The following is a 22,356-nucleotide window of genomic DNA, read 5'->3' as shown; positions in this document are numbered from 1 at the left end:
CGTGGGCCATGGTGTCCCCCTCAGCCCCGCTCGCCGCCCTCAAGGGCGGCGACCTGCTCTCCTCGGCCGACCTCGACGGTCCCCAGACCCTCGCCCTGCTGGAGCTGGCCCGCCAGCTGAAGGTGGGTGAGCGGCGTATCGACCTGGCCGGCCGGGTGCTGGGGCTGATCTTCTCCAAGGCCTCTACCCGCACGAGGGTGAGCTTCATCGTCGCCATGGCCCGGCTGGGCGGCCAGACGATCGACCTCAACCCGGCGGTCACCCAGGTGGGCCGGGGCGAGCCGATCGCCGACACGGCCCGGGTGCTGAGCCGCTACTGCGATGCCCTTGCGATCCGCACCTTCGCCCAGGAGGACCTGGTCGACTACGCCCACTGGGCCTCGATCCCGGTGATCAACGCCCTCACCGACCTGGAGCACCCCTGCCAGGCCCTGGCCGATGCCCTGACGATCCAGGAGAGCTTCGGCCACGGCCCCACCGACCTGCACGGCCTCACCCTGGCCTACGTGGGCGATGGCAACAACATGGCCCACTCGCTGATGCTCGTCGGGGCCCTGCTGGGGATGGACGTGCGCATCGGCAGCCCCGACGGTTTCGCCCCCAGCCCGGCGGTGGTGGAGCAGGCCCGGGCCCTCAGCGGCGGGCGGAGCTCGATCACGGTGCTGCAGGACCCCGTGGCGACGGCCCGGGGGGCCCATGTCCTCTACACCGATGTCTGGGCCTCCATGGGCCAGGAGGAGGAGCAGGCCCAGCGGGAGCAGGCCTTCAGCGGCTGGTGCCTCGACGAGGACCTGCTGGCCGAGGCCGATCCGCGGGCGATCGTGCTGCACTGTCTCCCCGCCCACCGGGGTGAGGAGATCAGCGCCGGTGTGATTGAGGGGGCCGCCAGCCGGGTGTTCGACCAGGCGGAGAACCGCCTGCACGTGCAGCAGGCCCTGCTCGCCACCCTGCTGGGGGGCGTCAGCGACTGAGGGCGCCACCGGCGGGCTCCGGAGGGCAGCGGCAGGCCCGGCCCTGGACAAACCGCGCGCGGGATGGCAGAAAGGGAGTGGTTCATCCGTACTGCCCGTGGTCGCCACCCACCAGGAGCTCACCGAGGCCCAGCGGCAGCTCTACGACTGGCTCGCCGACTACATCGGCAGCCACCGCCACAGCCCCTCGATCCGCCAGATGATGGAGGCCATGGGCCTTCGGTCGCCGGCGCCGATCCAGAGCCGCCTGCGCCACCTGCAGCAGAAGGGCTGGATCACCTGGCAGGAGGGCCAGGCCCGCACGCTCCAGCTCCTGGGCCACGCCCCCGCGGGCATCCCCGTGCTCGGGGCCGTGGCGGCCGGCGGCCTGGTGGAAACCTTCGACGACGTGCAGGAGCACCTCGATCTGGCCCCGGTGCTCGACACCCGCGGCCTGTTCGCCCTCACCGTCAACGGCGACTCGATGGTGGACGCCCACATCGCCGATGGCGACGTGGTGCTGATGGAGCCCGTCGCCGACCCCTCCCGGCTGCGGGAGGGCACGATCGTGAGCGCCCTGGTGCCCGGCAGCGGCACCACCCTCAAGCACTTCCACCGCCAGGGGGCCCAGGTGCGGCTGGAGGCCGCCAACCCCGCCTACGCACCGATCCTCCTGCCCGCCGACCAGGTGAGCGTGCAGGGCCGCCTGGTGGCGGTCTGGCGTCAGGTCTGAAGGGACCGGGCCCGCACCACCACGTTGTAAGCTCCTCAAGCACCGGGAAACCGGCGCACCAATGGGGCCATAGCTCAGCTGGTAGAGCACCTGCATGGCATGCAGGGGGTCAGCGGTTCGAGTCCGCTTGGCTCCATTTCTTTGATCCTGGGCTCCCCTGGGGGTTTTTTGATCGGGCCCCTGGGGGGCCTTGGTGCTGTGGGCAAGCTGGCTGAGCCGGAAATGGCCGGCGCCAGTGCAGCCGACAGGATGGCCGGATCCCCTGCCCGCTGCCCCTTGACCACCCGTTCCCCCCGGGCCCCATGGCGGCGACGTCAGGCCGCAGGCCTCGCGGCGGGACTGGCCCTGCTCGTCCCGTCCATCGGCCAAGCGCAGGGGATCGTGGAACCCAACAACAGCTCCCTGGCACCGATCGATCGGGAGGCCTTCCGCCAGCAGTACGGCCAGGAAGGCCTGTTCCGGCTGCGGCTGGGGGTGGATGCGGCCGAACAGCCGCCCAAGGCTGGAGCCGCTCCCCAGCCCTGCCCCGCCGCCACCTGGGCCGGCTCGCCGCAGAAGCAGCGCTACGACGCGGCGATGGGCCTGCGCAAGTACTTCGCCGCCGGAGAGGCCCTGGGGCAATGGCGGCGGCTCTGCCCCACCAGGCCCTGAGAAACCTCGGATTGAGGCACCACAGGAGCCTGGGCGTCTGGGTCACTCACTGGCCGCCTTCGTGCGCATCGCCGCCTCCAGGGCCTTGATCTCCTCCGGCGACAGCTTGGGCCGATCCAGCTTGAGGGTGAGCTTGTCGAGGGTGCCGGTGAAGCGGAACGGCGGCTGGTAGTCGGCGTCGTTGACGCCGGTGAGGGTGTCGGAGCCCACGTCGAAGCTTTCGTCCCACTGCAGGATCATCGGCAGGGTCTTGGCCATGGTTTTGGTGGCCACCGCCTTGCCGTCCACCTTGAGGGTGCCGGTGCCCGGGCGGCCGACGCCACTGAAGTCGTTGAAGGCCAGGGTGCCGGCCCCCTTGCCGTCATAGACGAAGTCGAACTCCACCTTGTGCTTGCCAGGGGTGAGGGGCTCGGTGCCCTCCCACTTGAGGCGCTCCAGATCCACCATGTTCCAGACCCACACGGGCTTGCTGTTCTTCAGATAGAAGCCGTAGCCGCCGAAGCGGCCGCCGGAGGTGAGCAGCATGCCCTCGGCGCCGCCGGCCGGCACCTCGATGTCGGCGCTGACGGTGTAGGAGGTGTTGAGCAGCACAGGCGAAGCGCCCTGGGGCAGCCCCACCATCGGATGGGTGTAGACGAACTCGCTGCGGCCGGCGGTGATGTTGGGCCGGGGCGCCACAATCCGCGCCGCCACCGAGGCATCCAGGGGGAACACCTGGTACTTGTTGGCCTCGGCGATGAAGGCCGCCTTCATCTCCTTCAGCTTGCCGGGGTTCTGGGACGCCAGGTCGGTGGTCTGGCTGAAATCAGTGTTGAGGTTGTAGAGCTCCAGCGTCTGGTTGTTGAGCGGATCGGGGTTGGCCGGGCCGAAGGCGTCCCAGGGGGCCCGGTTCACCTTGGTGCTCAGCAGCCAGCCCTTGTCGTAGAGGGCCCACTGGCCCATCATCTCGAAGTACTGGCGCTCGTGCCTGGAGGGCGCCTTGGCATTCTTGCCATCGAAGGTGTAAACGAAGCTCGTGCCCTCGATCGGCTTCTGGGGAATGCCATCCACCACCTCGGGTGCCCGTAAGCCCGCCGCCTCCAGGATCGTGGGCACCACGTCGATGACGTGCACGAACTGCTCACGCAGGCCGCCCCTGTCCTTGATGCGCGCCGGCCACGACACCACCATGTTCTGGTTGACGCCGCCCAGGCGGGAGGCGTTCTGCTTGAACCAGCTGAACGGGGTGTCGAAGGCCCAGCTCCAGCCCGCCGACATGTGGTTGTAGGTGAGATCGGTGCCCCATACGTCGTAGAACTTCATCTGCACCTCGACGGGCAGCTTGTTGAGGCCGTTGAAGAAGGCCACTTCGTTGGGGGTGCCCAGGGGACCGCCTTCGGCGCTGGTGCCGTTGTCGCCGTTGATGTAGATGATCAGCGTGTTGTCGAGCTTGCCGAGGTCATCGAACTGCTGGATCACCCGGCCGATTTCGTAGTCGCTGTAGGCGGCGTAGGCGGCGAACACCTCCACCTGGCGGATGAACAGTTTCTGGGCCTCCGGGCTCAATTTGTCCCAGGGCGTGATCACATCGGCGGGCCAGGGGTCGAGCTTGGCGTCTTTCGGGATCACGCCGAGTTTCTTCTGGTTGGCGAAGATGCGCTCCCTCAGTTTCTCGTAGCCGTCATCAAAGAGATGCATGGCGTGGATCCGGTCCACCCACTCCTTGGTGGGGTGGTGGGGGGCATGGGTGGCCCCGGGGGCGTACTTGATGAACAGCGGCTTGCTGGGGTTGATCTGATGCATCCGCGCCATGTAGTCGATGGCGTCATCGGCCATCTCCGTGACCAGGTTCCAGGTGCCGGGCTCCTTGCCCTCGAAGGGATAGATCTGGGTGGTGTTGCGGAACAGGTTGGGCTGCCACTGGTTGGCGTCCCCACCCACGAAGCCGTAGAAGTACTCGAAGCCCATGCCCGTGGGCCATTGATCAAACGGGCCGCTCTGGCTGGACTGGAAGGCGGGCACGTTGTGGTCCTTGCCGAACCAGGCGGTGGAATAGCCGTTGTCCTTGAGCAGGCGGCCGATCGTGGCCTTGTCGCGCTCGATGATGCTGTTGTAGCCGGGGAAGCCCGTCGACTGCTCCGAGATCACCCCGAAGCCGGCGGAGTGGTGGTTGCGGCCGGTGATCAGGGCGGCGCGGGTGGGGGAGCACAGCGCCGTGGAGAACATGCGGTTGTACCGGAGACCCGCCTTGGCAACGCGCTCCATCGCCGGGGTGGGGATCACGCCGCCGAAGGTGCTCGGCACGCCGAATCCGGCGTCGTCGGTGATGATCAGCAGCACGTTGGGCGCGCTCTGGGGCGGAGTGATCCGGGGCGCCCACCAGGGCTTCGACTGCAGCGCCCCATCCTTGATCACCCCGCCGAAGGGGGGCGCCGGGGCGGGCAGCTGGGTGCCGGAGATCGTGGTGGTGGCATTCGGGGCTCCGGGCGTGCCGGTGATCCGCTGGGCCAGGGCCGGCACGGCCCTGAACGACCAGCCCACCAGGGCCAGGGCCAGGCACGCCGGCACCAGGCGCCGCAGCAGGCGGCCGAGCGCGACGCTCAGGCGGGACAGGGGACGTTCAGCCATGGGTCGTCAGGGCGGGGGAAACGAGTCGGAAACCGATGTGGGAGGTGCCGGTGTCGGGGCTCTCGGCCTCCCGTGCCGCCGGCCGGTAGCGGCTGCAGTAGTTCGGGGCGCACAGGAAGGAGCCCCCCTTGATGACGTGCTTGGCCACCCCGGGCTCCCGCGGGTCGCTGCTGGCGGCCGGGTCGGCCAGCACCGGATCGTCCTGGCCGGCGAGGCGATCGTGGCCTGGCCGGTACCAGTCCGCCGTCCACTCCCAGACATTGCCGGTCATGTCGTGGAGCCCGTAGCCATTGGGGGGGAAGCGGCCCACCGGAGCGGTGCCGGTGAAGCCATCGTCGGCGGTGTTGCTGACGGGGAACTCCCCCTGCCAGGTGTTGGCCTGGCCTGGCCGCCAGGTGTTGCCCCAGCTGAAGGCCCGATCCCGCAGGCCACCCCGGGCGGCGAATTCCCACTGGACCTCGCTGGGGAGGGCGGCGCCGGCCCAGGCCGCGTAGGCCTCCGCATCCGCCAGCGACACCTGCACCACCGGATGGTCGAGACGGCCGTCGATGGAACTGCCGGGGCCCTCGGGGTGGCGCCAGTCGGCCCCGGGCACCCACTGCCACCAGCTGAGCTCCGCCAGGGGCTCTCCGGGGGACGGCGGCCGGAACACCACCGAGCCGGGGCGGCGCTCGGCGGCGGACAGCTCCGGGAACTGCTCCTGGGGCAGGGGCTGCTCCGCCTGGGTGCGGTAGCCGGTGGCGGCCACGAAGGCGGCGAACTCACGGTTGGTCACCTCCGTGCGGGCGATGCAGAAGGGCTGCAGCCGCACCGGCGCCTCGGACGGCGCCTCCTCCGGCAGGCGGCCCGCCGCGCCGATGCGGTAGCGACCGCCGGGGATGGGGGCCATCGTCGGCGGGCATGGGTCCGCCGCCGGGGCGGGAGCGGGCCACAGCAGCACCACCCCCAGAGCCAGGATCAGCAGGGCGGCCAGCACCGGAAAGCTCCAGGCCTCAGGACGATGCACGAGCAAGGATTCGAACAAGCACGGATTCGCTGGGCCCTGCGGATGGCTCACGGCCCGCATTTTGGAGGCGTCAATGAGCGATTCAGGGTCGCATCGATCACCTTCGACACACTCGTTGGCACAGCGGATTGGCACAGCGCACCCCATCACCATCGGCGGCCCGGCCGCCAATGAACGCAGGTCGGCAAGACTGTCGCAGCGGCGCAACAGTGCGGCATGGATCCTGTCAGGAAAGGCGGGCCACGTGGCACGGTGGCGAGCCAGAAGATCGGAACCCCGCCCATGACCTCCCCCCTGTTCCGCCACGCCAGCTCGGCGCTGCTCGCCACCCTGGGCCTCGGCATCGCCATGGCCTGCCCCGGCGCCGGGGCGCAGCCGCAGGCGAGCCCTGATCAGACGGCGGCGCTCAATGCCGTGGCCCGGATGATGGAAGCGCAGCGCACCTACTACCAGAAGAACGGCGCCTTCCGGGCCACGGTTTCGAACATTCAGCAGGATTTCGGCATCACCCTGCCGGCGTCCTTCGACTACGCCGTCCGCACCACCACTGAAGCGGCCTACAGCTATGTGATTCCGGCCCAGACCGCCAAGGTGGGCCAGCTCAATGCCTATGTGGGAGCCGCCTTCCTCACCCCCACCCAGAACCCGAGGATCACCACGATCATCTGCATGAACATCCAGCCCGGCCAGATCCGCCCGGCGGACCCCCAGCTCGTGCTCGGCAGCCTGGTGGCCAATCCCACCGGCCGGATCGTGCAGTGCGGCGATGCCTCGGTCGAAGTCACGGCCTCGATCGTCAACGAATGACGGCCGGCGGTAGCTTCAGCTCGCTGGCCCCCGCGCAGCCCTGATGCCGCCCGCTGAACCCACCGGCACGGTGCCGCTGACGCTGCTGGAGTCCCGGGCGGTGGAGGTGACCGATTCCGACGCCCTGCTGGCGCGGGTGGCCCAGACCTTCCCCCTGAGCGCCTTCCTCGAGGGGCCGCAGGAGCGGGGCTTCTTCCATCGCAGCGGCGTGATCCACGTCGGCGACGTGGCGGTGTCCTGCAGCCGCCACTCCCCCCTGGAGATCAGCTTCGACGACGGCGACCTCGCCACCCTGACCCTGCCGCTGGCGGGGGAGGGCCAGGTGGGAACGGATGGACAGACGCTGCGGCTGCAGGGGGGTCCGATGGCCGCCTACCTCCCCGGTGCCGCCTTCACGGCCAGCACCGGAACCTTCGAGGAAGTGATGATCTGCCTCGATCGCCGCAGGCTCGCCGCAACGGCCTCCACCCTCGCCGGCAGCGGCAGGGATCCCGGCCGCCATCGGCCGCGCTTCGAAAGCCCCCTGGTGGTGGATGGCAGCCAACCGGGCCAGCAGGCCGAACTCCTGCGCCACCTCCACCTGGCGCTGCGGATGCTGGACGCGCCACTGCTGGGGCCGGTGGGCGGACTCGCCGCCCCCCAGCTCGAGGATCTGCTCTATCGCCTGGTGGCCGCCCTGGTGTGCCCGGAAGCGGTCCGGGGGATCGATGGCTCTCTCGCCGACCCGCATCGGGATCGCCCCTTCGACGAACTCCTGCAGTGGATCCAGGCCCACCTGCACACCCCGATCACCGCCACCGAGCTCAGTCGGCGCAGTGCCTACTCCCGGCGCAACCTGCAGTATCTGTTTCAACGGCGCTTCGGCTGCAGCCCCATGCAATGGGTGAAGCGGCAGAGACTGGAGGCCGTGCACCGTGATCTGCAGCGGGCCCAGCCCGGGGAGACCGTGGCCGTCATCGCCCGCCGCCATGGCTTCCGGCAGCTGTCATCCTTCGCCGCCGGCTTCCAACGCCGCTACGGCATCGCCCCCTCGGTGCTGCTGCGCCGATCACGGACCGGCGCCGACTGAGGCCAGCGGCCCCCACCCATGGTGGAGCGCTTCGCTACCGACAGGCCGCCCCCCGCAGACTTAGAGCAAGGCCAGCGTCCTTCCCCCCGCACGCCGATGTCCAGCTCCTTCATCCAGGCGGTCGAGGCCCTCACCGCCCAGGCCCAGAGCCTGATCGCCGCCACCACCGGCGAAGTCGATGCCCTGCGCGAGGAACTGGAGCAGGAGCGCCGCTTCCGGCGCCACCTGGAGACCGCCGCCGCCACCCGCGCCCACGAGGTGGCGGCCCAGCTGGAGGACGCCCGGCTGGAACGGGAGCGGCTCGCCGCCGAGCTGGCCGAGGCCCTCGAGGGCCGGCGCCAGGCCGAAGCGGAGGTGGAGCGCTTCCACGAGGCCATCCGGCAGCAGCTGGCCATCGCCGAAGCGGAGCAGGCGGCCCTGGAGGAGGCCGAACGGGAGCGGGACCGTCGACGCGAGGAGGCCGTGGAGCAGCGTCTCCAGGAGGCCGCCGAGGCCGCTGCTGCCCGGGAAGCCGAGCTCCAGGAGGCCGCGGAGCACGAGCGCCGGGCACTCCTTCAGGACCTGGAGCAGGAGCAGCGGGCGCGCCTCAGGCTGGAGCGGCGCCTGTCGGGGGTGCGCCAGGCCGTGATCGAGCTGCTCGACCCCCAGGATGGCGAGCTGGACGGATCGGAGCCAGCAGCGGAGCTGGTCGCCCCTGAATCCGGCGCCGAGCCAGATGGGCCGGCTCGCCTGGCCCTGCGCAAGATCCTGGTGTCCCGGCCCGCCGGCCAGCCCCCCCAGCCGGTCCTCACCTGAAGCCCGCCCCGTGGGGCCCATGCCGCCGAGGGCCCATGCAAGGGTGATCCCCTTTCCGTTCAAGCGATGAGCCCCCCGGGATTCGCCCTGGCCATGGCACTCGCCCGCGTGCTGCTGGGCTCGGCGGCCGTCTGGCTGGTGGTGCGGCTGCTGCGGCGCCGGCTGCTGCGCCTGGAACGCCCGCCGGAGGCCGCCGCTGGCCCTGGAGCCGATGGCGCGATCACGCCCCTGCTGCTGCACAGCCTGGCCTCGCTCGGCTACCTGGCCATGGTGGTCTGGGGCTGGCGGTCCCTGGTGAGGGACTGGGCGCTGCTGCGCTTCGACCCCGGACCGGACCGGCTGGTGGAGGGGGCGGCCCTGCTGGTGGCGACGGTGCTGGTGGTGCGGCTGCTCAACCGCAGCCTGCTGCTGCTGCTGGAACGGTCCCTGCAGCGCCTGGGGCGGGAGGAGCAGACCAGCACCCTCCGGGCCCTGGCCCCGATGATCCGGGCCCTGTTCTGGGGGCTGGGCACCCTGGTGTTCCTGCAGCAGCAGGGGGTGCCGCTCGGGGCCGTCTACGCCTCCCTGGCGGGGGCCGGCATCGGCGTCGGCCTGGCCCTGCGGGGGCCGTTGAGCCACTTCATCAACTACCTCACCATCGTCATCGACAAGCCCTTCCAGATCGGCGATCTGATCGGCTTCGGCGATGTGCTCGGACCGGTGGAGCGGGTGGGGATCCGCTCCTCCTCGATCCGCAGCCTCAGCGGCGAGCGGATCGTGATCGGCAACGAGGAACTCCTCCAGAAGACGATCCGCAACTTCGGTGATCTGCCCCGGCGCCGGGTCGCCCAGACCCTGCGCCTGTCGGATCGGATGGCGGCCGAGAAAGCCGCCTCCATCGCGGGGCTGGTGGAGGAGGTGATCCGCGCCCATCCGCCGGCAGCCTTCGATCGCTGCCACTTCCTGCGCTTCGCCGACGGCGCCCTGGAGTTCCAGTACGTGTTCTTCGTCCCCGACAGCAGCGTCGTGGTCTACCTCGACCTGCAGCAGGCCATCAACCTCGGGATCCTGCAGGCCTTCCAGTCGCAGGGCATCGAGTTCGCCGCCGCGGCCCCGGAACCGGCGACGGCCCGGATCAGCCCGGCGCCCGGCTGAGCCAGCGCCAGGCCCCCGCCAGCAGGGCGAGGCCGATCAGGGGCTTCTCGCCCCAGCGGTCGTAGGGGGTGAGCGTTGAGCGCTGCTGCACGGTGAGCAGGCCGGTGGCGGGGCGGCCCGGGGGCAGCGTCTCCAGCACCTGTCCGCCGGCGTCCACCAGCAGGCTCGGGCCGGTGTTAGCGGAACTCACCAGCCAGCGGCCGGTCTCGATGGCGCGCAGCTGGGCCAGGGCGGCGAACTGCCCCTGCAACTGCAGGGGGTAGGGATCGAGGTTGGCGCTGGCCAGCAGCCAGCGGGCCCCCTCCCTGGTGGCGGCGGCCAGGGCCGCCCCGTCGGAGAGCTCGTAGCAGATGGCCACGGCCACATCCCCCCCCGGCCGCGACAGCAGCCGGGAGGCTGTCCCCGGTTCAATGCCCCCCACCGCCGAAAGACCGCTCCAGCGCCACAGGCTCGCCAGGGGCACCCATTCGCCCAGGGGCACGACCCGGTGCTTGTCCACCCAGCCGCCGGCCTGGCGCTGGTCGGGCTCGAAGCGCAGCAGGCTGCTGCGCAGCTCCAGGCCCTCGCGGCGGAAGCCGCCGCTGAGCACCTCCACCGGCGCCGCCTCCGGCAGGAGCTGGCCGAGGGCCAGGGATCCTTCGGGCAGCAGCACCCCCTGCACCGGTGGTTCGGCCGCGGCCGCCTGGCGCTGGGCGAAGGCCAGCCGCTGCAGCAGCCGGCGCTGCTGGTCGGCCTCGAACTTCTCCCGGGTGGGGATGGCGGGCTGCAGCACCAGCCAGCGCTCGGTCCTGCCGCCATCGCCGCTGCCATCGCCACGGCCATCACCATCGCCGCCCTCGGCCCCGGCCTGGGCCAGCAGGGCCAGACCGGCCAGGTGGCAGGTGGCCACCAGGGCCAGCGTGACCAGCAGCCAGCGGGCACGCTGGGCGGGCAGGCCCCGCAGCGCCCTCCAGAGGCCCCAGCCGATCAGCAGCTGCAGCGCCGCCAGGAACCCGGCTCCCCCGACGGCCGCCAGGCCGGCCAGGGCCCGGTCCCCCGGCAGGGCCGCCGCCCCCAGCCCCAGCCAGAACAGGGGACCCTTGGCCAGAAGCACCTCCGCCAGGCCCCAGAGGGCCGCCGCCAGCAGGGCCGTGCTGGGTCGTGCGGGATCAAGCCGACCCACCAGGGCCGTCCAGGCCCCCACCAGCAGGGCACCGGCCAGGCCGATGGCCAGCCACAGCGCCAGGCAGATGGGCAGGCTCAGGGGGCCCGGCACCCCGATCCAGTCGAGGGGGTGGAGCCAGAGCAGCCAGCGATGGCTCACCAGCACCGCCGCCAGCCCCCACAGCCCGCCGCGCCGGAACCGCCGCGGCGCCGAGACGCTGCCGGTGCGACTCTCCGTCAGGGACCAGAGCAGCACCACGGCGGGCCAGAGCAGCCAGGGCCAGCCCACCGGCGGCAGGGCCGCCCCCGCCAGCAGCCCACCGGCTGCGGCGGCGACCCAGCCGGCACGCCGGTCATTGCCCATGGTCGCCGGGCGCAGGAGGCGCCAAGGTCAGAGAAGAGTCACGCCGTTTCCCCAAGGAAACCTCTTTCATGGACCAGGGCAATCTGCTGCAGATGCTGCTGCTGCGCGGCCTCGGCACCACCTCGCTGGTGGCCGACCGGCTCAAGTACGTCAGCCAGGAATGGGTGAGCAGCGGCCGCCTCGACCCCAGCCACGCCTCCGCCCTGGTGGAGGACGTCATGCGCGCCCTGCGGGGCGAGACGCCGGAGGTGGAACAGCAGGCCGAACGCCAGCTGGAGCGCAACCGTGACCAGCTGCTGCAGGACCTGGGCCTGGCCCGGCAGCGTGAACTCGACGAACTGCGCGGTCGCATCGACCGGCTGGAGCAGGCCCTGCGGCAGCGGCAGGCGAACGGCGAAGGGAACGACTGATCGCACTGGCAGAATCCCCCCATCCGGGTCCTTCCGCATGCGCGACATCCTGATCAGTTCGTTCGTCTGCGTGGCCTGTCTGATGCTGGCCTTCGTCAGCCAGCTCGTGTCGCCCTCCCAGGTGGAGGCCGCCGCACCGGCCCCCGCCGAGACCGGCGTCCAGCAGGCCCTGGCCCGTTCCGGCCCCGCCACCGCGCCGCAGGCGAGCCCCGCCACAGCACCGGCGGCGAAGCAGGCGGTGGCGGCCCCGCTCGAACTCGACCCCGACGTCCCCAACCCCACCCTGTTCACCATGGCCCCCGATTCCTCCAGCGCCGATCTGGCCTCCAGTGGGGCCGCGGCCCTGGGCGGCGAGCTCGTCTCCCCCACCGAACGCACCACCCCCAGCGGCCTGCGCATCACCGACCTGGCCCTGGGCGAAGGCGCCGAGGCCAAAAGCGGCCAGACCGTGGTGGTCAACTACCGCGGCACCCTCACCAACGGCAAGGAGTTCGACAGCAGCTACGGCCGCGGCCCCTTCTCCTTCCCCCTCGGCGCCGGCCGGGTGATCCGGGGCTGGGACGAGGGCGTCGCCGGCATGAAGGTGGGCGGCAAGCGCAAGCTGGTCATCCCCTCCGATCTGGCCTACGGCGAGCGTGGCGCCGGTGGCGTGATTCCCCCCAACGCCACCCTGGTGTTCGAGGTGGAACTGCTGGAGATCAAGGGCTGACCCCCTGCCCCGGGCAGCCTGGATTCGGGTGACGATCGTTACAATGCCGCGTAACCCCAACCCTCTCCCATGGCTCACCAGCTGCCCGAACTGCCCTACGGCCTCGACGCACTCGAGCCCCACATTTCCCGGCAGACCCTCGAGTTCCACCACGGCAAGCACCACGCCGCCTACGTCACCAACCTCAACAAGCTGATCGAGGGTGGCGAGCTCGAGGGCAAGAGCCTCGAAGAGGTGATCCTGGCCGTCGCCGGTGATGCCTCCAAGGCGGGCGTGTTCAACAACGCCGCCCAGGTCTGGAACCACAGCTTCTACTGGCAGTGCATCAAGCCCGGTGGCGGCGGCGCCCCCACCGGCGCCCTGGCCGAGAAGATCGCCGCCGACTTCGGCAGCTTCGACGCCTTCGTGGAGCAGTTCAAGGCGGCCGGTGCCACCCAGTTCGGCAGCGGCTGGGCCTGGCTGGTCCTCGATGGCGACACCCTGAAGATCACCAAGACCGCCAACGCCGATCTGCCCCTCGCCCATGGGCAGAAGGCTCTGCTCACCATGGATGTCTGGGAGCACGCCTACTACCTCGACTACCAGAACCGCCGTCCCGACTACATGACCACCTACCTCGACAAGCTGGTCAACTGGGACTTCGTGGCCGCGAACCTGGCCGCCGCCTGATCAGGCTCCGGCTCCAACCACCAGCCTCCGGGGATCCCCGGGGGCTTTTTTTTCAGGCTGGCCTGGCCCCTGGCAGCACCGCCTCCGGCGCGATCCACATGGCATCGCCGTAGGAGAAGAAGCGGTACTGGCGCTCGATCGCCTCGCCGTAGAGGGCCAGCAGGCGCTCGCGGCCGATCAGGGCACTCACCAGCAGCAGCAGCGAGCTCTTCGGCAGGTGGAAGTTGGTGAGCAGGCCCTGCACCACGGCAAAGCGGTAGCCGGGCTGGATCACCAGGTTGACCGGGCCGGTGTGGGGCCGGAGCTCGCCGCCGTGCAGCTGGGCCACGGCCTCCAGGCTGCGCACCGAGGTGGTGCCGATGGCGATCACCCGGCCACCGGCTGCCCGGCAGGCCGCCACCGCCTCCACCAGCGCCGGGCTCACTTCCACCCATTCGCTGTGGAGCTCCAGAGCGCTGAGGTCTTCCGTTTCGATCGGCCGGAACGTGCCCAGGCCCACGTGCAGGGTGGTGGTGGCCACCCCGACACCACGCCCCCTGATCGCAGAGAGCAGCTCGTCGCTGAGGTGCAGGCCGGCGGTGGGGGCGGCCACGGCGCCGGGACGGGCGGCATAGCGGGTCTGGTAGCGCTCGTTGTCGCTGGCGTCGTGTTCGTGGATGTAGGGCGGCAGGGGGATGGCGCCGTACTGCACCAGCAGGGGCTCGAGGGCGGCCGCATCGGCGCAGTCCGGCGGGAACTGCACGATGCGGCCGCCGGTGGAGGGATCGCTGCCCACCACCGCAACCATCAGGGGCGGCTGGCCCTCGGCTACCACCTCCAGGCGGTCACCGGGCCGCAGCTTCTTGGCGGGCCGCGCCAGGCACAGCCACTGCCCCGCCCCGCCCGGCCAGGGCTCGAGCACCAGCAGCTCCACCGCACCGCCGCCGGGCCGCCGTGCCTCCAGCCGGGCCCGCAGCACCCGGGTGTCGTTCACCACCAGCAGGTCGCCGGGCCTGAGCTCGTGCTGCAGATCCCAGGCGCTGAGGTGGCGGGCCTGGGGGGCAGGCCCGGCCCCCGCCGGGTCCACCACCAGCAGCCGGGCGGCGTGCCGGGGCTCCACCGGCCGCTGGGCGATCCGCTCCTGCGGCAGGGCGAAGTCGTAGCTCGACAGGCGCAGGTCGGCGGGATCCGGCACGGCGGGAGTGACCACGCGGAAGGGAGACGTCCTAGAGGGCCAGGCTTTCGGGCCGGTTCTCGATCAGGTCGGCGAGATCCTTGAGGAAGGCGGCGGCATGGGTGCCGTAGATGACGCGGTGATCGGCGGTGAGGTTCACCTGCATCTGGCGCCGCACGGCGATCGAACCATCCTTGAGGGCCGCGACGACAGGCCGGGAAGCGGCCACCGCCAGGATGGCGCCGGTGCCCGGGGGAAGGATCGCGTCGAAGCGATCGACCCCGAACATGCCCAGGTTGGAGAGGGTGAAGGTGCCGGTGGTGTACTCCTCCGGCTTGAGCTGCTTGGAGCGGGAGCGGGCCACCAGATCGGCCCAGTTGCGGGAGAGGGAATAGAGGTCGGTGCGGTCGGCGGCAGCCAGAACCGGCGTGATCAGGCCGCCGTCATCCATGGCGACGGCCACGGCCACGTTGACGGAGGCGGGGTAGGCCATGCCGGCGTCGCTGGCGGAGGCATTCACCTGGGGATGGCGGGCCAGGGTGACGCCCACGGCCTTGGCCAGCAGGGCCGTCATCGTGACGCCCTTGGCCTTCACCTGCTTGTAGAAGGCGTCGAGCCGGTCGGTGGTGATCGTGTAGCCGACGTGGAAGCAGGGGACCGCCAGGCTGGCGTTCATGTTGCGGACGACCGCCTGCTGCAGGGTGTTGAAGGCCACCGTCTCGCCGGCACGGCCGAAGGACTGACCGGCGGGGGCGGCAGGGGCGGCCGCTGCGCCATTGCCGGCCGGGGCGGCCATGGCCGGAGCGGTGCCTTCGGCCACCCGCGGCACGCTGACGGGCTGGCCGGTGGCCTGCTCCACGTCCTCGGCCTGGATCCGGCCGTTGGGGCCGCTGCCCCGCACGGAGGCCAGGGCGACACCGAGCTGGGCCGCCAGCTTGCGGGCCCGGGGGGTGGCCACCACCCGGCCGTCGCTGGCGGCGGCGGGAACCGCCACCGGCGCCGGGGCGGGCGCGGCCACGGGGGCCGGTGCCGGTGCGGGCGCGGCTGGGGTGGGGGCGGCCGCAGCTGGAGCGGGTGCTGGTGCGGCCGCTGCAGGGGTGGGTGCAGCCGCGGCAGGGGCCGGGGCCGCGGCCTTGGCCGCCGCGATCTCCGCTTCGGTTTCCACGATCAGGCCGATCGTTTCGCCCACCGGGGCGGTGCTGCCCGCCTCCATCAGCACGGCCGCCAGGAACCCCTCCTGGAAGGCCTCCACATCCATGTCCGCCTTGTCGGACTCGACCACGAGCACCGACTCGCCCCGCTCGACCCGCTCACCGGGTTTCTTGAGCCACTCCACGATCTTGCCCTCCGTCATGGTGGAGCTGAGGGCCGGCATGAAGATTTCGTGGGTGGCCAACGGGGGACTGCCTCTGTGATGGGGGGGATTTTAGGTGGCGGAAGGATCAGCCCCCCTCGATCGCCTCAATCACCCCATCCCGCACCAGCACCGCCACCTGCAGCTTCTGCACCAGGTTGTCGCCCACCTGGACGTCGCAGAAGCTCTCGATCTGGCCCTGCTCCACCACCTGCTCCATCTCCAGCTCCCGCACCTGGCGCTGCTGGTCGAGCACCTGGCGCTTCTGCTCCTCAAACTCGGCGCGCTTGGCCGCCACCTGCTGCTGCACCGAACCCACCTGTTCCTGCACGCGGGGATCGAGGGGATTGGCGCTCTGACGACGGATCTCATCGACCAGCCGCTGCCCCTCCTGCTCCAGCTGGGCCAGCTGCTGGTCGAAATTGGTGAGCGCATTGCTGAGCTCCCGCTCGGCATCCTCCTTCCAGCGCGGCGTCACCACGGCACGCACCGTGATCGATCGCTTGATGTTGAGGCTGTTGCCGTCGGCCATGGGACTTCAGGTGCAGGGCTCAGGCTGTCAGGCGACGGGGGATCCGGTCAACCATGGGGTCAGCTCTCGCCGTAGAGCGCAGCGATGGCGCCGCGGTCCCGCTCGGCGATCCGATCCCGGCGCTGCTTGAGGGTCTGGGTGAGCAAGCCGTTGTCGATGCTGAAGGGCTCCACCAGGGCCACACCGCCGAGGCGCTCGTCGGCCCGGGAGCCCGGCCGGGCCGCCAGCAGGCGGTTGCACTCGCGGCAGAGGGCCCGCAGCAGGGCCGGATCGGCGCCGGCACCGGGCTCCCCGGGCCCGGGGCAGGGGAGATTGGCCTCGGCCGCGAACGCCTGCAGCACCTCCGCCTTCGGCACCACCAGGGCCCCGAGCTGCTTGCGGTCCTGGCCCACCAGCATCACCTGCTCCACCAGCGGCGAGGCCACCAGGGCCTCCTCCAGGGGGCCGGGCTCGATGTTCTCGCCACTGCTGAGCACGATCGTGTCCTTGGCGCGGCCGGTCAGCACCAGGGTTCCATCGGCCAGCAGCAGACCCAGGTCGCCGGTGTCAAACCAGCCCTCGCCATCCAGCACCTTCGCCGAGGCCTCGGGCTTGTTGTGGTAGCCCCCCATCACCTGGGGCCCCCTGGCCAGCACCAGCCCCCGCTCGCCCACCGGTAGCGAGGCCCTGGTGACGGGATCCACCACCTTCAGGGCGGTGTCCGGCAGGGGCTGGCCGGCGCTGCCGCGGCGGTTGCTCCAGGGCCGGCGGCAGGCGAGCACCGGGCTGGTCTCGGTGAGGCCGTAGCCCACCAGCAGCTCGATGCCGACGGCCTCAAAGAAGCCGTCCACGTGGATGGCCAGGGCCCCGCCGCCGCTGATGGCGGTGCGCAGCCGACCCCCCACCAGCTGGCCGCGCACCTTCGGCCACAGCAGGGTGCCGGCCGCCCCATGCAGCGGCCAGAGCAGCAGGGCGCCGCCGGCGGCCAGAAGCCGGTCGGCCGCCGTTTCCTGCTTCAGGGTGAGATCGAGGGCCACCCGCCGCCGCCGGTGGAAGGCCCGGCTGACGGCGAGGGCCCGGCGCAGCAGGCGCTGGCGGGAGGCGGGCATGGCGGCCAGGGCGTCCTCGAAGCCCGAGAGCAGGGCCTCCCACAGCCGCGGCACGCTGATCAGGTACTGGGGCCGGACCTTCTGCAGGTCGGAACGCAGCTGCTTGAGGGTGGTGTAGGTCTGGCGGCAGCCGCAGCTGAGCAGGAAGTACTCGGCGGTGCGCTCGTAGGCATGCCAGATCGGCAGCACCGACAGCACGTGATCGCCGGGGCTCGGCGACACCGCCACCCCCAGGGTGCCCAGCTGGTGCAGGACGTTGGCGTGGCTGAGGGGCACCCCCTTGGGCTGGCCGGTGGTGCCGGAGGTGTACAGAAGCGTGGCCAGCCGCCCGGGCCCTCCCGTGGGGACGGGCGGCAGGGGGCTGGCGGCGCCGCGCTTCAGCAGGTCGTCCCAGGTGAGGCAGGGCAGCGGCAGGGGAACGGCCGGGGCCTCCCCCTCCAGCAGCACGATGAAGCGCAGCCGCTGCAGGGCCGGCCCGTCGAGGGCCAGCCGCTCGAGAAGGGCGGCCGACTCCAGCACCGCCCCCACCGCGCCGGCGTCCTCGAGGATGTAGCGCAGCTCCTCGGCCGGCGCCGCGCTGCCGCGCACGGCATCGGCCGCCCCGGCCCGCATCAGCCCCTGGTCGGCCACCAGCCAGCGGGGACCGTTCTCCGCGAACAGGGCCACCACATCGCCGGGCCCCACCCCCAGATCGGCAAAGGCCGCCGCCGCCCGGTCGATCGCCTGGCGCAGCTCGTCGTAGCGGAGCGTCTCCGGATGGCGGCCGTGGGGGGCTTCCAGGGCCACCCGGGGGCCATGCAGCCGCTCCAGTTCCGGCCAGAGGCCCTCGAGCCCCTCGAGCCAGCTCCAGTCAGCGCGACCTTCAAGGGCACGGCGGTCCCGTGGGCTGCCGCCCCAGTGGATCTCGGCTCTGGCGTTCATGGGCGGCCGGTGTGGAGCAACGGGAAATCAGGATTCTCCCAGTCCCGACCGGTCTCCCCCCTCCCCCAGGCCAGCCAGTCCCTCCTGTGGCCCCGGCGGTCGCAGGTCCAGTGCGAAGCGGCGGGAAAAGGCCGCCAGCAGCAGCGGCGCCACCCGTTCGGGGGTGAGGGAAGGCCGCCAGTCCACCAGCCGTCCCACCGGCCGGTCGCTGAGCCCGCAGGGGACGATCGCGCCGAAGCCCTCCAGGGAGCAGTCGACATTCAGGGCCAGGCCGTGCTGGCTGATCCAGCGGCGGGCGCCGACCCCGATCGCCGCCAGCTTGCGGCCCTCCAGCCAGACCCCGGTGAGCCCCTCGATGCGCTCCCCCTCCAGCCCCAGCTCCTGCAGCACCGCCAGCACCACGTCCTCGAGGGCCCGCAGATAGAGGTGCAGGTCGCCGCCGTGGCGCTGGAGATCGAGCACCGGGTAGAGCACCAGCTGGCCGGGCAGGTGGTGGGTCACCTCGCCGCCACGGTCGATGCGGTGCAGCGGCAGGGGCGGATCGGCCGGATCGAAGCCGAGGTGCTCCAGGCTGGCCCCCCGGCCCAGGGTGTAGCAGGGGGTGTGCTGGAGCAGCAGCAGGGCGTCGGGCACGGCGGGATCGTCGAGCCGGCGCCGCTGCAGTTGGCGCTGCCACTCCCAGGCCAGCGGGAAGGGCACCGGAGCCGGGGCTTCAAAAAGAATTGCGGGAGTGTTGGGGGCCATGCAACGGCGTTCCTAGCTTGAGGTTGTCCCAGAGCCAGAATTCCTCTGGAGGCAGGCACCCGAATGAAACTGCTGATCCACGGCCGCAATCTCGACGTCACACCGGCGATCAGGGAGTACACCGAAGCCAAGCTCAATCGCGCCATCAGCCACTTCGATGGCATCGTCAAGGAAGCCGACGTGCATCTGTCGGTGGCCCGCAATCCCCGTGTGCCGCAGCAGACGGCGGAAGTCACGGTCTTCGCCAACGGGGTGGTGATCCGGGCCCAGGAACGCAGCGAGAACCTCTACGCCAGCATCGATCTGGTGGCCACCAAGCTGAGCCGCCAGCTGACCCGCTACAAGGACCGTCTCCAGGAGCGCACCCAGGGTCCGGTGCACCGCTCCGCCGCGGCCGAGGAAGCCGGGGCTGCCACGCTGCCCGACCCCGGGGGCTCCCTCACCGATGGCCTCGAGCCCGCCGTGCCCCACCGCGGCGTACGCCGCAAGTACTTCGCCATGCCGGCGATGGACCTGGAGGAGGCCCTGCATCAGCTGGATGTGATCGATCACGATTTCTACGTGTTCCGGGACGCGGCCACGGGCCAGATCCAGGTGGTCTACCGCCGCAACCATGGCGGCTTCGGCGTCATCCAGGCCCGTGACACCTGAGCGGGAGCCCGAACGGCCCGACCTCGCCCCCCTGATCGACCACGCCCTCCTGGACCCCCACCAGGGCCGGGAGGCCATCCTCCGCTGCTGCGATGAGGCCCGCCACTTCGGCTTCGCCGGGGTGTGCCTGGCCTCCCGCTGGCTGCCGGTGGCCCGTGAGCGGCTGCCGGTCGACGGGGCGGTGAAGCTGGTCGCCGTGGTGGGTTTCCCCTTCGGGGCCATCCCGGCGGCGATCAAGCGGGCCGAGGCGGAGTGGGCCGCCGCCGCCGGTGCCGACGAGCTGGACGTGGTGCCCGATTTCGGGGCCCTGGCCGATGGCGACGGCACCGCCGTGCTCGACGACCTGGCGGCCATCACCGACCTGGGCCTGCCGGTCAAGGTGATCCTGGAGATGGGCCGTCTCGACCCCGAGGCCCTTGAGCTGCTGGTGGAGATCAGCATCGATGCCGGGGTGCGCCATCTCAAGACCGGCAGCGGCTTCGGCCCAGCGGTGACCCCGGAGCAGGTGGCCCGGCTGGTGGCCCTGGCCAGGGGCCGGGCGGCGGTGAAGGCCGCCGGTGGCATCGCCGATCTCGACCAGGCCCTCGCCCTGGTGGCGGCAGGAGCCGGTCGGCTGGGCACGAGCCGGGGCGTGGCCCTGATGCAGGCGCTGCGCGCCGGTGCCTGAACAGCACCTGGAGGGCCTCGCCCTCACCTGCCGCCCCCTGGGGGAGCACGACCGGCTGCTCACCCTGCTGAGCGAGGCCGAAGGGCTCACCCGGCTGGCGGTGCCGGGGGCGCGACGGCCGAAGAGCAGCCTGGCGGCGGCGGTGCCCCTGGCCCATCTGGTCCTGCAGGTGGGGGGCCGCGGCGGCCTGCGGCGGGTGCGGCAGCTGCGGGTGCTTCGCAACTACAGCGGCCTGGCCCAGCGCCTGGAGACCCTGGCCGCGGCCCAGGCCCTGGCCGAGCTCTGCCTCAAGCTCGTGCCCGCCGAGACGCCCGCCCCGGGGGTGCTCGCCGACCTGCTGCTCCAGCTGGGGCGCCTGGAGGCGGTGGTGACGGAACGGTCCGAGCGGGTGGAGGCCCTGGCGGTGGCCGTGCAGGGCAGCATCCACCTGCTGGCCCTGGGGGGCTTCGCCCTGCCCCTGCAGCACTGCGTCCGCAGCGGCGCCGCGCTGGTGCCGCCGATCGGGGACTGGTCCTGGCGCTGCAGCCTGCTGCCCAGCGAGGGGCTGGCGATCGGCGCGATCCCGGGGGCCAGGGTGATGCTCAACCCTTCCGAACTGGCCCTGCTGCAGCGGCTGACACGCCCCGCCCCACCGCGCCGCCGTGACGGCCAGCTGATGGGACCGGAAGCGGTGTGGCTGCACCTGCTGGATCTGGTGGAGGCCTGGTGCGGCGAGCATCTCGGTCAGCGACCGCGAGCCTTCAGACTGCTGCGGACCGCCTGCGACCCCATGCCCTCCCATCCGTCCGAGCCAGCATGAGCCCGAGCGGCAAGACCGAGAGGGGACTGGCCGCCGTCCTGGCCCTGCCGGGATTCCGGCGCCTCTGGATCGGCCAGGTGTTCTCCCAGCTGGCGGACAAGTTCTACATCGTGCTGATGGTGTTCCTGATCGCCCAGTACTGGGTGACGGACACGCCGCAGAACAACGCGGCCCTCGCCGAGGCGGCCGCCGCCTTCCGGATGAGCTTCGAGACCCGGGCCCAGATGATCACCCTGCTGGCCACCGGCATCTACGTGGCCAACACCGTGCCGGCGATGCTGCTGGGGACGGTGGCGGGCGTCTGGGCCGACCGCTGGCCGAAGCGCACCGTGATGGTGGCCTCCAACGGCCTGCGCGCCGGCCTGGTGATGCTGGCCCCCCTGTGCCTGCTGCCGGGGCCGATGTGGCTGGGGCTGAGCTGGGGCTACTGGGCCCTGGTGGCCATGACCTTCTTCGAGTCGGTGCTCACCCAGTTCTTCGCGCCGGCCGAGCAGGCGGCCATTCCCCTGCTGGTGAGCTATCCGCAGCTGCTCGCCGCGAATTCGGTGTACCAGGCCACCAGCATGGCCGCCACCATCGTCGGTTTCGCCCTCGGCGACCCGATCCTGCGGCTGCTGCGCACCCTGCTGGCCCAGGTGGGCATCCCGGGCGGAGAATTCGTGTTGCTACCGCTCTGCTACGGCGCCGCGGCCTTGGCCATCGCCGGGATCGAGATCCAGGAACCGCCGCGGGAGCCTCGCTCCATCTCCGTCTGGGAGGAGATCGGCGAAGGGGTGCAGGTGCTGCGGGAGCGACCCAAGGTGCGCAGCGCCATGATCCAGCTGGTGCTGCTCTACAGCCTGCTGGCGGCCCTCTACGTGCTGGCGATCAGCCTGGCGGCGGCGATCGGCGGGCTGGGTCCCACCCGCTTCGGCGTGCTGCTGGCGATGAGCGGGGTGGGACTGGCCCTGGGGGCCCTGGCCATGGCCCAGCTGGGGGAACGCTTCAGCCGCCGGGGGCTGGCCAGTGCGGGGCTCGGGACCATCGCCTGGTGCCTGGTGCTGCTGGGCCAGCTGCGGGGCAACCTCGTCTTCACCCTGCTGCTCTGCGGCCTGCTGGGGGTGGGTGCGGCCCTGCTGGCGATCCCCGCCCAGACCACGATCCAGGAGGACACCCCGGAAAACCAGCGCGGCCGGGTGTTCGGCCTGCAGAACAACCTGATCAACATCGCCCTCAGCCTGCCCCTGGTGCTGGCGGGCACCGTGGTGAGCCGCTACGGGCTGCTGCCTGTGCTCTGGGGGCTGGCGGCCATCGCCGCCGTCGCCGCCCTGAGCGAACGCCCCTGGCGCAGCAGCTGAGCGCCCGCCCCTGTCGCAGCAGCTGAGGGCCTTCGCAGCGCTGCTAAATTCCGCTGTTGCGTG

22 protein-coding genes and 1 tRNA gene are annotated in these 22,356 nt (G+C 71.5%); 15 read left to right on the top strand and 8 right to left on the bottom strand.

Annotated elements, in window-relative coordinates; translation table 11 throughout:
* Positions 1-8: 8 nt before the first annotated feature.
* The 4 genes from argF to KUG39_RS03355 all read left to right on the top strand — a co-directional run bounded on the left by argF (position 9) and on the right by KUG39_RS03355 (position 2,334).
* Positions 9-971, top strand: a complete 963-nt coding sequence (argF, locus tag KUG39_RS03370; RefSeq protein ID WP_190611031.1) for an ornithine carbamoyltransferase — start codon at positions 9-11, stop codon at positions 969-971.
* 97 nt (positions 972-1,068) lie between these two features.
* Positions 1,069-1,683, top strand: a complete 615-nt coding sequence (gene lexA / locus KUG39_RS03365; protein WP_502690425.1) for a transcriptional repressor LexA — start codon at positions 1,069-1,071, stop codon at positions 1,681-1,683.
* A gap of 63 nt (positions 1,684-1,746) precedes the next feature.
* A tRNA-Ala gene (locus tag KUG39_RS03360) sits at positions 1,747-1,819 on the top strand.
* A 140-nt stretch (positions 1,820-1,959) separates the two neighbouring features.
* Positions 1,960-2,334, top strand: coding sequence for a hypothetical protein (locus tag KUG39_RS03355; RefSeq protein WP_216912943.1), 375 nt, complete (start codon positions 1,960-1,962; stop codon positions 2,332-2,334).
* A gap of 42 nt (positions 2,335-2,376) precedes the next feature.
* On the opposite strand, the gene KUG39_RS03350 is transcribed toward KUG39_RS03355, so the two are convergent.
* Together KUG39_RS03350 and KUG39_RS03345 are read right to left on the bottom strand one after the other, a co-directional pair.
* A complete protein-coding gene (locus KUG39_RS03350) occupies positions 2,377-4,941 on the bottom strand; it encodes an arylsulfatase (RefSeq protein WP_216912941.1) in 2,565 nt (854 codons plus the stop codon).
* Positions 4,934-5,947, bottom strand: coding sequence for a formylglycine-generating enzyme family protein (locus KUG39_RS03345; RefSeq protein ID WP_502988631.1), 1,014 nt, complete (start codon positions 5,945-5,947; stop codon positions 4,934-4,936). The genes KUG39_RS03350 and KUG39_RS03345 overlap by 8 nt, the downstream gene beginning before the upstream one ends.
* A gap of 282 nt (positions 5,948-6,229) precedes the next feature.
* Between KUG39_RS03345 and KUG39_RS03340 the strand changes: the two genes are divergently transcribed.
* From KUG39_RS03340 to KUG39_RS03325, 4 genes are all read left to right on the top strand, one after another.
* Complete coding sequence (locus KUG39_RS03340; protein WP_190611027.1) at positions 6,230-6,754, top strand: type IV pilin-like G/H family protein; 525 nt, start codon at positions 6,230-6,232, stop codon at positions 6,752-6,754.
* Positions 6,755-6,797: 43 nt separating this feature from the next.
* Positions 6,798-7,823 (top strand): helix-turn-helix domain-containing protein, encoded by a 1,026-nt coding sequence (locus KUG39_RS03335; protein WP_216912939.1) that lies wholly within the window; start codon positions 6,798-6,800, stop codon positions 7,821-7,823.
* A gap of 96 nt (positions 7,824-7,919) precedes the next feature.
* Positions 7,920-8,618 (top strand): hypothetical protein, encoded by a 699-nt coding sequence (locus KUG39_RS03330; RefSeq protein WP_190611024.1) that lies wholly within the window; start codon positions 7,920-7,922, stop codon positions 8,616-8,618.
* 66 nt (positions 8,619-8,684) lie between these two features.
* Complete coding sequence (locus KUG39_RS03325; protein WP_216912937.1) at positions 8,685-9,752, top strand: mechanosensitive ion channel family protein; 1,068 nt, start codon at positions 8,685-8,687, stop codon at positions 9,750-9,752.
* On the opposite strand, the gene KUG39_RS03320 is transcribed toward KUG39_RS03325, so the two are convergent.
* Entirely contained in the window at positions 9,733-11,259 is a 1,527-nt protein-coding gene (locus KUG39_RS03320) for an apolipoprotein N-acyltransferase (protein ID WP_216912935.1), read from the bottom strand. The genes KUG39_RS03325 and KUG39_RS03320 overlap by 20 nt on opposite strands.
* Positions 11,260-11,327: 68 nt before the next feature.
* Between KUG39_RS03320 and KUG39_RS03315 the strand changes: the two genes are divergently transcribed.
* The 3 genes from KUG39_RS03315 to KUG39_RS03305 all read left to right on the top strand — a co-directional run bounded on the left by KUG39_RS03315 (position 11,328) and on the right by KUG39_RS03305 (position 13,047).
* The gene (locus tag KUG39_RS03315; RefSeq protein WP_094585428.1) at positions 11,328-11,669 is read left to right on the top strand and encodes a phasin family protein; all 342 of its coding nucleotides are present in this window, start codon (positions 11,328-11,330) and stop codon (positions 11,667-11,669) included.
* A 37-nt stretch (positions 11,670-11,706) separates the two neighbouring features.
* On the top strand, positions 11,707-12,378 hold the full coding sequence (locus KUG39_RS17225) for an FKBP-type peptidyl-prolyl cis-trans isomerase (RefSeq protein WP_286192911.1): 672 nt from the start codon (positions 11,707-11,709) through the stop codon (positions 12,376-12,378).
* A gap of 69 nt (positions 12,379-12,447) precedes the next feature.
* A complete protein-coding gene (locus KUG39_RS03305; protein ID WP_216912933.1) occupies positions 12,448-13,047 on the top strand; it encodes a superoxide dismutase in 600 nt (199 codons plus the stop codon).
* Positions 13,048-13,099: 52 nt separating this feature from the next.
* Here the strand turns inward: KUG39_RS03305 and queA are convergent, their stop codons facing one another.
* The 5 genes from queA to lipB are packed head-to-tail and all read right to left on the bottom strand — an operon-like array spanning position 13,100 to position 18,839.
* Positions 13,100-14,221, bottom strand: coding sequence for a tRNA preQ1(34) S-adenosylmethionine ribosyltransferase-isomerase QueA (gene queA / locus KUG39_RS03300; RefSeq protein ID WP_216913021.1), 1,122 nt, complete (start codon positions 14,219-14,221; stop codon positions 13,100-13,102).
* A 31-nt stretch (positions 14,222-14,252) separates the two neighbouring features.
* Complete coding sequence (locus tag KUG39_RS03295) at positions 14,253-15,596, bottom strand: dihydrolipoamide acetyltransferase family protein (protein ID WP_216918210.1); 1,344 nt, start codon at positions 15,594-15,596, stop codon at positions 14,253-14,255.
* A gap of 46 nt (positions 15,597-15,642) precedes the next feature.
* Positions 15,643-16,086 (bottom strand): YlqD family protein, encoded by a 444-nt coding sequence (locus tag KUG39_RS03290; RefSeq protein WP_094585425.1) that lies wholly within the window; start codon positions 16,084-16,086, stop codon positions 15,643-15,645.
* Positions 16,087-16,145: 59 nt separating this feature from the next.
* The gene (locus KUG39_RS03285) at positions 16,146-18,095 is read right to left on the bottom strand and encodes an AMP-binding protein (RefSeq protein ID WP_216912921.1); all 1,950 of its coding nucleotides are present in this window, start codon (positions 18,093-18,095) and stop codon (positions 16,146-16,148) included.
* 27 nt (positions 18,096-18,122) lie between these two features.
* Positions 18,123-18,839: a lipoyl(octanoyl) transferase LipB gene (gene lipB / locus KUG39_RS03280; RefSeq protein WP_216912919.1), complete on the bottom strand. Its 717-nt coding sequence runs from the start codon at positions 18,837-18,839 to the stop codon at positions 18,123-18,125.
* Between the two features lie 63 nt (positions 18,840-18,902).
* Between lipB and hpf the strand changes: the two genes are divergently transcribed.
* From hpf to KUG39_RS03260, 4 genes are read left to right on the top strand one after another with little or no spacing between them, the layout of a single operon-like run.
* Positions 18,903-19,490, top strand: a complete 588-nt coding sequence (gene hpf / locus KUG39_RS03275; protein ID WP_094585422.1) for a ribosome hibernation-promoting factor, HPF/YfiA family — start codon at positions 18,903-18,905, stop codon at positions 19,488-19,490.
* The gene (deoC, locus tag KUG39_RS03270) at positions 19,453-20,157 is read left to right on the top strand and encodes a deoxyribose-phosphate aldolase (protein WP_216912917.1); all 705 of its coding nucleotides are present in this window, start codon (positions 19,453-19,455) and stop codon (positions 20,155-20,157) included. Before hpf ends, deoC begins: the two co-directional genes overlap by 38 nt.
* The gene (gene recO, locus KUG39_RS03265) at positions 20,150-20,956 is read left to right on the top strand and encodes a DNA repair protein RecO (RefSeq protein ID WP_190611009.1); all 807 of its coding nucleotides are present in this window, start codon (positions 20,150-20,152) and stop codon (positions 20,954-20,956) included. Before deoC ends, recO begins: the two co-directional genes overlap by 8 nt.
* A complete protein-coding gene (locus tag KUG39_RS03260) occupies positions 20,953-22,293 on the top strand; it encodes an MFS transporter (RefSeq protein ID WP_094585419.1) in 1,341 nt (446 codons plus the stop codon). Before recO ends, KUG39_RS03260 begins: the two co-directional genes overlap by 4 nt.
* The last annotated feature ends 63 nt before the right edge of the window (positions 22,294-22,356 follow it).

It is taken from the genome of Synechococcus sp. CCAP 1479/10 (assembly GCF_019038515.1).
GTDB lineage: Bacteria > Cyanobacteriota > Cyanobacteriia > PCC-6307 > Cyanobiaceae > Cyanobium.
Note: the sequence above shows the minus strand (reverse complement) of the source record. Positions and strands in the feature narration are given on the sequence as shown.